This is a genomic window from Desulfoconvexum algidum (assembly GCF_055382125.1).
Genome location: NZ_AP042394.1, coordinates 216730 through 229255 on the forward strand (window position 1 = coordinate 216730; position 12526 = coordinate 229255).

Annotated in this window: 7 protein-coding genes; 5 read left to right on the forward strand and 2 right to left on the reverse strand. The window is 46.7% G+C overall.

The window, feature by feature from the left end; genetic code table 11:
• Nucleotides 1-168: 168 nt before the first annotated feature.
• Both ppsA and ACZ45G_RS00970 read right to left on the reverse strand, forming a co-directional pair.
• Nucleotides 169-2580 (reverse strand): phosphoenolpyruvate synthase, encoded by a 2412-nt coding sequence (gene ppsA / locus ACZ45G_RS00965; RefSeq protein ID WP_464174738.1) that lies wholly within the window; start codon nt 2578-2580, stop codon nt 169-171.
• A gap of 114 nt (nt 2581-2694) precedes the next feature.
• Nucleotides 2695-3147, reverse strand: coding sequence for a universal stress protein (locus ACZ45G_RS00970; RefSeq protein ID WP_464174740.1), 453 nt, complete (start codon nt 3145-3147; stop codon nt 2695-2697).
• A 696-nt stretch (nt 3148-3843) separates the two neighbouring features.
• Between ACZ45G_RS00970 and nifJ the strand changes: the two genes are divergently transcribed.
• The 5 genes from nifJ (at nt 3844) to ACZ45G_RS00995 (ending at nt 12523) form a co-directional block, all read left to right on the forward strand.
• Nucleotides 3844-7353 carry a pyruvate:ferredoxin (flavodoxin) oxidoreductase gene (gene nifJ / locus ACZ45G_RS00975; RefSeq protein ID WP_464174741.1) on the forward strand — a complete coding sequence of 1170 codons (3510 nt, stop codon included), beginning with the start codon at nt 3844-3846 and terminating at the stop codon, nt 7351-7353.
• 154 nt (nt 7354-7507) lie between these two features.
• Entirely contained in the window at nt 7508-7627 is a 120-nt protein-coding gene (locus ACZ45G_RS00980; RefSeq protein WP_464174742.1) for an acyl-CoA dehydratase activase-related protein, read from the forward strand.
• 584 nt (nt 7628-8211) lie between these two features.
• Nucleotides 8212-9096 (forward strand): LuxR C-terminal-related transcriptional regulator, encoded by an 885-nt coding sequence (locus ACZ45G_RS00985; protein WP_464174743.1) that lies wholly within the window; start codon nt 8212-8214, stop codon nt 9094-9096.
• Nucleotides 9097-9296: 200 nt separating this feature from the next.
• Nucleotides 9297-9986 carry an ABC transporter ATP-binding protein gene (locus ACZ45G_RS00990; protein WP_464174744.1) on the forward strand — a complete coding sequence of 230 codons (690 nt, stop codon included), beginning with the start codon at nt 9297-9299 and terminating at the stop codon, nt 9984-9986.
• Nucleotides 9983-12523 (forward strand): FtsX-like permease family protein, encoded by a 2541-nt coding sequence (locus ACZ45G_RS00995; RefSeq protein WP_464174745.1) that lies wholly within the window; start codon nt 9983-9985, stop codon nt 12521-12523. The genes ACZ45G_RS00990 and ACZ45G_RS00995 overlap by 4 nt, the downstream gene beginning before the upstream one ends.
• Nucleotides 12524-12526: the final 3 nt, after the last annotated feature.

Here is a 12526-nt window from a genome sequence, read left to right on the forward strand (position 1 = left end):
TTGCCCATCCACAGGGTACAAACCTGATCCTCCATTTTTTTTGACATCCCCCAGGGAGAATCAGGCTTCTAAGTATTTTTATATGAAACTTCGGCCAAAATATTGCAATTATAGGAGTTTCATTTTTCGTTGTGGCCAGGAGCAAATACCGTGCTCCGGCCATGCCGGTTATATAGGAAGATGTTTTTCCAGTTCAATGATTTTCAGGGTGGTTTTCATGATCGAATCCGGTGTCAACGAAATCGAATCAATGCCTTTTTTTACCAGAAATTCAGCAAATTCCGGATAATCACTGGGGGCCTGTCCACAGATACCGCTATGCCGGTTATTTCGGTGGGCACCTTCAATGGCCATGGTGATAAATTTCATGACCCCGGGGTCCCGTTCGTCAAAATCATGGGCGAGCAGTTCCGAATCCCGGTCAACCCCCAGTGTTAACTGGGTCAAATCATTGGACCCGATTGAAAATCCGTCAAACAGCCGACTGAATTCATCCACCTGCAGGATATTGTTGGGAATTTCACACATCACATACACTTCCAGTCCGTTTTCACCGCGGCGCAGACCATTTTTCAGCATTTCTTCCAGCACTTTTTCGCCTTCCTCGACCCGCCGACAAAAGGGAATCATGATAATCAGATTGGTTAATCCCATTTCATCCCGAACCCGCTTAATGGCCTTGCATTCCAGAGCAAACCCTTCTCTGTAACGCGGATCATAATAACGGGAAGCCCCCCGGAAACCGATCATGGGGTTTTCTTCCCGGGGTTCAAAATTTCGGCCGCCGATCAGGCTGGCATATTCGTTGGTTTTGAAATCACTCATCCGTACGATGACGGGTTTGGGATAAAACGAAGCGGCAATCGTGCCCACACCCTGGGAAAGTTTTTCAACAAAATACTCGGTTTTGTTTTCATAACCAAAGGTCAGCCGATCAATCTCGGCGGTTTCACGCTTGTCGTCAATCTTTTCGGGATGAATCAATGCCATGGGGTGTATTTTGATGTAGCTGTTAATGATGAATTCCATGCGGGCCAGACCAACACCGTCATTGGGAATTCTGGACAGAGAAAACGCTTTTTCGGGGTTGCCCAGGTTCATCATGATTTTTGTCCGGGGACGCTCAAGATTTTTGAGACTGACCGTTTCAACATGATAGGGCAGGTACCCGTCGTAAACAACCGCATTGTCTCCGTCAGCACAGCTGATGGTGATTTCCTGTCCGGTCGTGATGGTTTCCATGGCATTTTCAGCCCCCACAACTGCCGGAATGCCCAGTTCACGACTGATAATGGCGGCATGACACGTCCTGCCCCCCCGGTTGGTAACAATGCCTGCTGCGGTTTTCATCACCGGTTCCCAGTCCGGCGTGGTGGTGTTGGAAACCAGAATCTCTCCGGGTTGAAATTCATGAAGCTGCGAAAGATTATGGATCAGACGGGCCTTGCCCACGGCAATCTTTTCACCGACACTTTTGCCGATGGTCAGGACCGGACCTTTGTCTTCCAGAACATAGGTTTCCAGTGTCTCGAGGGATGTCTGGGAATGGACGGTTTCCGGTCTGGCCTGAACAATGAACAGATCGCCGGTAATCCCATCTTTAGCCCATTCAATATCCATGGGCCGAACCATGCCGGCTTTTTCGGAATAATGCGTTTCAATGGCATCCGCATACCTGGCCAGGGTTAAAATATCATCATCGGAAATACAAAATTTCCGCCGGTCGGTTTCCGGAACCTCAATATTTCGTGTCAATACTTTGGAATCCCCCATACCGTAGACCATTTTGATCTTTTTTGACCCGAGAAGCTTTTTGATAATCGCAGGGTGCCCTTGTCTGAGTGTGGGCTTGAATACATAGAATTCATCAGGGTTGACAACGCCCTGAACAACGTTTTCCCCCAGGCCATAGGCGCCGGTGGTAAAAATGACGTCCCGGAAACCACTTTCAGTATCAAGCGTAAAGATAACCCCGCTTGACGCCAGATCCGAACGGACCATTTTCATCACACCAATGGAAAGCGCAACGTCGAAATGATCAAATTGATTGTCAATCCGGTAGGAGATGGCTCGATCCGTAAAAAGGGATGCAAAACATTTGCTGCAGGCCTGCCGGAGATCATGGTAGCCGCGAATATTCAGATAGGTTTCCTGCTGACCGGCAAATGACGCTGTTGGAAGATCTTCGGCCGTTGCTGAACTTCTGACTGCAACATCCGTGTCTGCACCGTATTCCTGGCAAAGATGGTCATAGGCGTTTTGAATTTCCGCCCATAAATTATCAGGGATGCCCACTCCCAGGATGAGATCACGCGCTATTTTCCCGCGCCGGGCAAGTTCATCGATATCGGTTTTATTGAAGCCGGCCATGGCTTTTTTCAGTGATTCTTGAATCCCACCGGCTTTAATAACATTACGATATGCCTGGGCCGTTATGGCAAATCCGTTGGGAATTTGAATCCCGTGGGGCATGAGTTCGCGATACATTTCACCCAGAGAGGCGTTTTTACCGCCCACGAGGGCGACATCGTCATTGGTAATATCTTTAAACCAGAGAATAGAATTGTTATTTTTTTCCATTTATGTGCCTCCTTTGAGGTTAAGGAACGAAGAGAAAAATGATGGTGTTGCCTTCCCGCTGAATTAACGCCTGATGCGGTGGGGAAATTGTTTTTTTGGCCATCAACTTATTTTTTATTTTTTGTCATGACAAGACCTGATCAGTAAAATGGGAATATCGGCCGCCTGCAGCACCCCTGCGGCCACGCTCCCATAAGATACCCGGGCCAGACCGCTGAATCCGTGAGTGGCCACGGCAATCAGGTCAGCACCGATCTCATCCGCCACGCTTAATATGGCCCGAACAACCGCCCCGCTTGCTATCCGTGTGACAACAGTGATTCCTTTATCACGAAACATGGTTTTGAGGGTATCCAGATAGACCTTTGAGAGCTCAATTCGCGCCTCATATGCTTTCCAATAGTTCTCTGCATCAATCACTTCATCACGTCCCAGTAAAATGGGTTCTTCCTCAACTTTAAGAAAAACTACTGTGGCATCATTCTCTTTGACCAGGTGTTCGATATGACTCAATATCGCTTCTGCCCGCTTGGATCCATCCACCGGAACAAGTATTGTTTGATACATTTTTTGCCTCTCCTAAAAAAAATCATTAAACACTTTGCTGAACCTTTGGTTAAAATAAATTATCAGCAATAAATGTGCCAGGAAAAGAGGCGAAATGCCCAATGGTAACGGGAAGATACTGAGGTCAGTCAGTCTTTTCTCGCTATGCAATAACATGTTTCCGTTCTCTCTGCCCGAACTGTCCATGAACATGTCAGGTCTTTTTACACTTTGTAAAAATGATTACACCAGACGGTATTTTTAACGGCACCACATTGAGCCGGTAATACAGATCGTTTCGAAACTGCTTTTTTACAATTTTTACTTATTTTTACTGTCTATAAAAATACCTGACGATTAATCCTTACCAAGACACGTACTTCCTTCCTCCGTTGTCATGATAATTAATATATAATATCAGGTGCTTATATGATAGATTTCCTGACACTCGAATTGGCACATTAATTGCTGTTATACCTTAATAAGAAAGGAAACCCACGGCTTTGGCAGGGGAGACACCCAGAGTTTAGCAATTCCGGGGGACATACGAAAACCTCCTATAATGTGAACCGCTCAAAAATCACAAAACAGGAGGCTTTTGATTAATAACTATAATAGTGAGGCTCTTGCTATTAAGACATACGACAAGGGAATGCAAGTATCCTTTTGTCTGGGTTCCAAAAAATCGGGAAAAGACAAGCAATAAGGAGCAGTCAAATGGCAAAAAAAATGAAAACAATCGATGGAAATACAGCAGCGGCTTATGTGGGGTATGCAATGAGTGATACCGCCGCTATTTACCCAATTACACCTTCTTCAGGTATGGGAGAGATGTGCGATGAATGGGCAGCCGATGGCCTTAAAAACATATTCGGCCAGACCATGACGGTGCGCCAGCTTCAGTCGGAAGCCGGAGCCGCAGCAGCTGTACACGGCAGTCTTGTTGCAGGAGCCTTAACAACTACATTTACAGCTTCCCAGGGTCTTCTTTTGATGATTCCAAACATGTATAAAATTTCCGGAGAAGTTCTGCCCGCTGTTTTTCATGTAACAGCCCGGTCAGTGGCAGGGCATGCACTTTCTATTTTTGCCGATCACCAGGATGTAATGGCGGTTCGCCAGACAGGTTTTGCGCAAATCGTATCAGCTTCTGTGCAGGAAATTATGGATCTGGGTCTTGTGGCACATCTTTCGGCCATTGATGCCAGCCTTCCTTTTATTCATTTTTTTGATGGCTTTCGTTCTTCCCACGAAATTCAAAAAATCGAAATGATCGAATATGATGACATGGCAAAACTGGTAAACCAGGATGCGGTAAAAGCATTCAGAGCCAGGGGGGTAAGTCCGGAAAGACCTGAACTCAGAGGTACGGCTCAAAATCCTGATATTTACTTCCAGGGAATAGAAGCGTCAAATCCCTATTTTTTAAAAATTCCGGGAATTGTTGAAAATGCCATGAAAAAGGTCAGCGATTTGACCGGCCGTAAATATAACCTTTTTGATTATGTAGGTGCACCTGATGCACAGAATATTATCATTTCAATGGCTTCATCATGTGAAACCATCGAAGAGGTTGTCAATTATATGGCCCGACAAGGTGAAAAGGTCGGGCTGGTAAAGGTACGCTTGTACCGTCCTTTCTCTGCTGAGCATCTTTTTAAAGCAATCCCTTCCACGACAAAACGTATTACAGTCCTTGACAGGACAAAAGAAAGAGGGGCACCCGGCGACCCTCTGTATCTTGATGTATGTACTGCTTATTTCGAGCGCGGTGAATTGCCCTTAATAGTTAATGGACGTTATGGCCTGGGTTCCAAGGAATTTAACCCTGACATGGTTAAGGCGGTTTTTGACAACCTGAGCTCAGCTAAACCAAAAAACCATTTTACGGTAGGTATCACTGACGATGTCACACATACATCTTTAAAAGTAGAAGAGGGCTTTGACGTTGCCCCGGAAGGAACAGTTCGGTGTAAATTCTGGGGTCTTGGCGCAGACGGAACCGTTGGAGCCAATAAGAGCGCTATCAAAATTATAGGCGATCACACTGATATGTATGCCCAGGGTTTTTTTGCATATGATTCTAAAAAATCCGGTGGTGTTACCATATCCCATCTGAGGTTTGGCAAAACTCCGATTCAGTCAACATATCTTATTAATGCGGCAGACTATATTGCATGTCATAAATCGAGCTATATTCATACCTACGATGTCCTAGAGGGAATCAAAGAAGGCGGAACCTTTGTGCTTAATTCACACTGGTCTGCTGATGACATGGGAAAAGAACTTCCAGCCCATATGCTTCGCACCCTGGTTAAAAAGAAGATTAAATTTTATAATATAGATGCTGTTAAGATTGCATCTGAAATCGGTCTGGGCGGCAGAATCAACATGATCATGCAAACTGCTTTTTTCAAACTTGCCAACGTAATTCCGGTAGAGGATGCTATCTCTTATCTCAAAGATCAGATTGAAAAGCTGTTCAGGAAAAAGGGAGGTAAGATCGTTAATATGAACTTTGCAGCAGTAGATAATACACTTGATAATCTTGTAGAAATAAAGTGCCCCGAATCCTGGGGCGATGCCAAGGATCAGTCTATAAGCGTAAAGAATGAACCGGAATTTGTAACCAATGTAATGCGTCCCATTCTGGCCCAGCAAGGCGACAGGCTTCCGGTGAGCGCATTCCGGCCGGATGGTATCTTTCCTGTGGCCACCTCACAGTATGAAAAACGCGGTGTGGCAATTTTGGTTCCAGAGTGGGATATGGATAACTGCATCCAATGCAACCAGTGCGCAATGGTCTGCCCCCATGCAGCCATACGTCCTGTTATTTTAACAGATAAAGAGTTATCCGATGCACCGCAAGGATTTGGAACCAAACAAGCTGTCGGAAAGGAGCTGAAAGGTTATCACTTCCGCATGCAGGTTAATACTTTAGACTGTCTTGGCTGCGGTAATTGTGCTGATATATGCCCGGCCAAAAAGCCCGCTCTGGTTATGAAGCCCCTTGAAACTCAAACCCAGATCCAGGTTCCAAACCATGAATATGCGGTTAAACTTCCTGTGCGAGACGATCTGGTTAAGAGGACTTCGGTTAAAGGGAGCCAGTTTTTTCAGCCGCTCCTAGAGTTCTCCGGCGCATGTGCAGGATGCGGTGAGACACCTTATGTAAAACTACTTACACAGCTCTTTGGCGAGCGAATGGTGGTAGGAAATGCAACAGGATGCTCTTCTATCTGGGGCGGATCAGCTCCGGCAATTCCATATTGTGTGAATAAGGACGGTTTCGGACCTACATGGGGTAACTCCCTGTTCGAAGATCCGGCGGAATTTACCTATGGTATGTTTTTAGGTGCTTTTCATCAACGCACAAAGCTGGCTGCGATGATGCAAGGAGCACTCAATTCCGATATCACCAAGGACGTAAAGGATGCCATGTCCGGGTGGCTGGACAATATGAATGATCCTGATGGATCAAATAAATATGGAGACCTGCTCAAAGCTTTGTTACCCGGTTACAAGGATCATTCCCTTTTAAGCGAAATCAACGAGATGTCAAAACTCTTTACAAAAAAATCATACTGGATTTTTGCAGGTGATGGCAGCGCCTATGATATTTCTTTTGGCGGTATTGACCATGTCATGGCTTCAGGAGAAGATATTAATATACTTATATTGGATACAGAAGTCTATTCCAATACAGGCGGCCAAGCTTCCAAGGCAACTCCCACAGGTTCAGTTGCAAAGTTCGCCGCTTCGGGCAAAAAAACAGCCAAAAAAGATATGGGAAGCATGATGATGAGTTACGGCTATGTATATGTTGCCAGTGTAGCAATGGGTGCCAGTAAAAAGCAGCTTATGAAAGTGTTGACAGAAGCCGAAGACTATGACGGACCCTCTTTGATTATGGCCTATGCGCCATGTATCAACCACGGCATTAAAAAGGGTATGGGCAAAAGCCAGGAAGAAGAAAAGCTTGCAGTTGAATCGGGTTACTGGCCCCTGTATCGTTATAATCCCGAATTGAAAGCACAGGGAAAGAACCCATTTATACTTGATTGCAAAAAGCCGAATGGAACTCTTCAGGAATTTTTAAGCGGAGAAGTAAGATATGCTTCCCTGGAAAAAACCTTTCCGGAAGAATCAAAAAAATTGCGTGCCCGTATTGAAGAAGAACTTACGGAGCGTTATGAAGCTATGGAACTAAGAGCAGCAGCAGAATAAGCTGGTAAGAAAAAAAATACTGCCTGAATTTTGCTCGCAAAATTCAGGCAATAATAAACTGATCTTGGCTTCTTAAAAAGCCGCAATAAATTATATTTTTAGCCGAAAAAAGCCTGGCCACTAATAAAAATTATATCCCCATTCGGACGGGACCGTGATGTCCGACAGTATCTGTTTTCCAGCCAAGCTTGTTCACGGCCATGTCATGGATCTGATAGAAAAAAAAGTGGACATAGATAGGAAGACGCTTTTTGTTAATAGAAGTATGAAATAGATTCCAAAAGCTGAAATATGTGCTCGATCCCGACTGGGTCAGAAAATTCTTGAAATAAAATATAGGCATTAAAGTGAGGTGATGGAAATAATCTGGATTTTTATATGAAAAGATCGAAAACTATCAATTTTTTGCTGATTTTGATCATAACTCACCAGTAACTCCGTAAGTCACACAAGTCAATTTTTAAAATACATCCTACAGGTAAGGCCTCGACTCCAATAGTCAAATGCTGGAATCTGGGAGTCTGAATCATCGTAAATCAATTCATCATGAAGCCGGGTGCCGTGCTAAAATTGCCATCGTCCAGAAATCATCCATCAGAAACGATAGCATGGAGATGTGGATTAAAATTTTGAAAATCCCCGTAGGTCTGCACCGCAATGCTGGCAACGGGAACAGCCTCATCATATGGTGATGATTGTGCCATATTAAACCTGAAATAATGGTAATATTTTCAATATATTTCATTTGAAAATTAGATATAGTTGTATAATATAGAGATTTTTGTTGAAAAAATACAATAAATATTGAAAAATATAAACAATATAAGAAGGATAAAAGAGGAGAGCCTAATAAAAATTATGGGGTTACAGCAAAACAATAACATTTCGTTTTCAGACAAACTGGTTCGCACCCTATTTGATTCCCTGTCCGCCCATATTGCTATTATTGATGAAAATGGGGTAATCCTGGAAACCAACAGGACCTGGAAACAGTTTTCCATTTCCAACGGGCTGCCGGAAAATATGGATTTCAACCAGATGAATTATCTGCATGTCTGTGAGGCCGCAACCACTGAGGGCGCTGAGGATGCCTGCAAGGTTGCGGCAGGGATCCGGCAAGTCATAGATCGAAAAATCGATGAATTCCGATACGATTATCCCTGCCATTCGCCGGAAGGCCGCAGATGGTTTTACATGCGGGTGGTTCCCATGGCAGATGAAGGGGATTTGCACTTGATCATCAGTCATGAAGATATCACGGAATTGAAACTGACCCAGGAGTCATTAAAGGCGCATCAGAAGATTTTAGAGGATCGAAATCAAAGCCTGGAAGAGGTCAATATTGCTTTGAAGGTGGTGATTGCCCAGCGTGAAACCGACAAGTCCGAAATGGAAAATAAAATTCTAACCAATTTAAAGTCCTTTGTGCTGCCCTATATTAAACGGCTCAAGGAGAGTCGTTTAAGTGAAAAGGACCGCACCCTGGTCCGCATACTCGACGATCAGCTCAATGATATCATGTCCCCCTTGATTGTGCGATTATCCAATGCCCATGTTTTGCTGACCCCCCAGGAAATGCAGGTGGCAACATTGGTGAAGGATGGTAGAACCACATCTGAAATTGCGCAGGTCCTCTTTGTTTCAGAGGCAACCGTCAGTTTTCACAGAAAAAATTTGCGGTCAAAATTGGGGCTGAAAAACAAACAGACCAATCTTCGTTCTTTCTTGTTATCCATGTCATAGCCTTTAGTGAACGAGAAAGTGGCCAAGTCCATGTGGATACCCGGCAGAAAAATTTTGAATGTGAAGCGCCTGATTCACATTTGGGATGTGATCCCGGCATCGACGTCGCCAGATAAATAAGCGGATAAGCAGGCGGATAAGTAAACAGCAACCTGTCAGTTCCTCAACGAGGCGCTGACAGGTTCATGGAGGGGGATGGTGTGGATATTTCACTCAATGATATTTTTAAGGCATATGATGACAGCGGCGACCAACGGGTTATATTTGACGGAATGACAGCTGTTTTCCCCTCGGGTGAGTTTTCGGTGATTATGGGGAAAAGCGGTGTGGGTAAAAGTTCTTTGCTCAATTTAATCAGCGGGATCGATCTGCCCGGCAAAGGCCGCATTACCATTGGACCCCATCGCGTCTGTGAAATGAACGATACCCAGCGAACCATTTTCAGAAGACAGCATATCGGGTTTGTATATCAATCGTTTAACCTGATCCCTGTGCTCACGGTATTGGAAAATGTGACCCTGGTGGCGGAACTGGACGGGGTGCCGCTCCGTATTGCCAGGGAAAAGGCCCTTTCGCTGTTGGACACGGTGGGGCTGTCAGACCTGTGCCGCCGTTATCCGGACAACCTTTCCGGCGGGGAGCAGCAGCGGGTGGCCATTGTCAGGTCTCTGGTCAATGATCCGGATATTCTGCTTGCTGACGAGCCCACGGGGAACCTGGACCAGGAAACCGGTAATCTCGTTCTTAAAATGCTGACCGATCTGGCCAAAAACAGCGGTAAAACCCTTATTATGGTGACCCACAGTCCCGAAGCAATTGCCTATGCCGATCAGGTATATGTAGTGGCGGATCATACTCTGATTGCCCGGCCCGGATCCGTGGGGGCATGATGTCATTGCGTCTTATAAAGCTCTTTTTTTTTGGCAGCCTTAAACACCCGTTTCGCCTGGTGTTGATGGTGTTGGGAATTGCCTTGGGTGTCAGTTGTGTGGTGGCCATTGATGTGGCCAAAACCAGTGTGAACCGGTCCTTTGAATTGTCCACGGCAGCGCTTACATCACGGGCCACCCACCAGATAAAGGGCAGCCGGTTTGAAATTGACCAGTCTATTTTCACCCGGATCAGAACCGGTCTGGGAATTGCCCGGTCCGCCCCGGTGATCGAAACCCATGTGCGGGTGAAGGAGTTGGGGGCAGGGGTTTTGACGTTGATGGGAGTAGATCCTTTTTCCGAAACCCATTTTAGACGTCTTGTGGTCCAGGCCCGGAAGGGGGTTGTCAACCCGAACCTTGCCGGGCTTTTAACCCAGGCAAACGGGGTGCTGGTGTCAAAAGGCCATGGCGAGCAATACGGTTTGAAGCCGGGGGATACCCTCACGCTTTTATTTGGGGATCGTAGGAAGGAAACTAGGATAGCAGGGTTTGTGGACACTTTGGATACCGCCTCAAACAAGATGCTGGACGGGGTAATACTGGCAGATATTTCCCTTGCCCAGGAAATTTTGGGGATGGGAGAGAAGATCAGCCGGATTGATCTGATGTTAACCGATGCCTCCCAGGCAGATCAGATCCGTCAGATCCTGCCCAGGGGCACACTCCTGGTGGAAACAAGCCGGCAGAACAGTGTGGTCCGCAGCCTTTCCGCCTCATTTGAAACCAGCCTGACCGCCTTTTCCATGCTGGCTCTGTTCATGGGGATTTTTTTGATTTATAACACGGTCTCCTTTTCCGTGGCCCGGCAAAGAAAGCGTAATGGAATCCTGAGGGCCTTGGGCGCAACCCGAAGTCAGATTTTTTGGGCGGTGATGATCGAGGTGATGATCTATGCCCTGGCAGGGTCTGTTCTGGGGGTTTTGCTGGGGGTGCTGCTGGGCCATGGGGTGGTGTCTGCGGTTTGCAGCACGGTTTCAGATATGTATTTTGTCCTGACCGTAAGCCAGGTGGAAATTGTCACATCCACTCTTGTAAAGGGGCTGTTGGCCGGTATGCTCAGTTCAGCTCTGGCGGCTTTCTTCCCGGCAGTGACCGCAGCACACATCCAGCCGATTACCCTTATGCAGCGATCTGCATCGGAAAGCACATTGAACCAACGACTGCCTGCCTTGACCCTTGGCGGGTTGCTGGTTATCGGGATTGCCCTGGGGGTCATTTTTGGATTCCCCGGGTCGCCGGAATCTGATTTTATCGGTGTGTTTCTGGCCTTCCTGGGATATGGGTTTCTGGCACCTGTTTTCATTTTGGGTTTCATCAGAGGGGTGCTATTTGTGACAAGCCCTTTTGTCCGGGGGATCGTCAGAATGGCCATGAAAAATATTGTCCGGTCCCTGAGTCGGACCAGCGTGCTCATTGCAACACTGGCCGTGGTCACATCGGTGTATATCGGGGTGGATATCATGACCCAAAGTTTTAGGATTTCCATTGAGGACTGGGTGGATGGCCATATCGGCGGTGACGTTCATGTCTCTTCCGCCGACGAGACTCAACGGTTTCTGGATCCTGTGCTGGTGGAGACTATCCGCAATTTTCCGGGGGTTGCCGATATTTCCGCCTATAATATTCACCGGATTTTTTCCCAAACATCGGGAGAAGTTCATATTTTCTCCTATGTCCGGGATCTTTCAAAGAAAAGATGGACCTGGACGGCTGCGGAGGAAGCAAGGCTTCCCCAATTGCTTGACCAGGGATGGATCTATGTGTCTGAAATTTTTGCCCGGCAAAACAATATTGTTCCCACCACCTCTGCCAGGGTGGTGTTAGAGACGCAACAGGGTCCTGTTTCCTTTAAAATTGCCGGTATTTTCAGGGATTTTTTCATGGGGGGCGGACGGATTGTCGTCAGCCGGGAGGTGATGACCGACTTTTGGGGCCATGATGATGTCACGGCCCTCCAGGTTTTTTTAGATCCGGGGGTCCCCGTGGCACCGGTGATCGATGGGATCAACGCTTTTATCCCGGAAACATCCATGGTTCGGGTGGTGTCGGGGGTTTCCATCAAACACAGTATTCTGGCGGTGTTTGACAGAACCTTTCTCATTACCTCTGCGCTTCAGATTCTCACCGCCCTGGTGGCCCTGACCGGCATATTGAATTCTTTCATGGCCCTGTTGCTGGAACGGACAAGGGAGATGGGAATCCTTCGGGCCTGTGGTGCCGAACGGCAGCAGGTATTTCGGCTGTTGCTGTGGGAATGCTTGGTCTGCGGCGTGGTATCCGGTCTGATGGCCCTACCCCTTGGGGCCTGGCTTGCCTGGATTCTGGTTCATGTGGTCAATTTCCGGTCTTTTGGATGGACCTATGAAATGGTGGTGACCCCATGGATTTTTATTCAGGCGCTTTTGCTGGCAAGTGTCGCAGCTGTAGCTGCCGGAGTGTTTCCGGGGATTTCTGCCGGCAGAACCAATATTGGACAAGCCATTCACATGGAGTAACCC

What these genes read in the sequence shown, in the direction of transcription:
- ACZ45G_RS00995 (WP_464174745.1), top strand. Translation starts at nt 9,983, where the DNA reads ATGATGTCATTGCGTCTTATAAAGCTCTTTTTTTTTGGCAGCCTTAAA.
- ACZ45G_RS00985 (WP_464174743.1), top strand. Translation starts at nt 8,212, where the DNA reads ATGGGGTTACAGCAAAACAATAACATTTCGTTTTCAGACAAACTGGTT.
- ACZ45G_RS00970 (WP_464174740.1), bottom strand. Translation starts at nt 3,147, where the DNA reads ATGTATCAAACAATACTTGTTCCGGTGGATGGATCCAAGCGGGCAGAA.
- nifJ (WP_464174741.1), top strand. Translation starts at nt 3,844, where the DNA reads ATGGCAAAAAAAATGAAAACAATCGATGGAAATACAGCAGCGGCTTAT.
- ppsA (WP_464174738.1), bottom strand. Translation starts at nt 2,580, where the DNA reads ATGGAAAAAAATAACAATTCTATTCTCTGGTTTAAAGATATTACCAAT.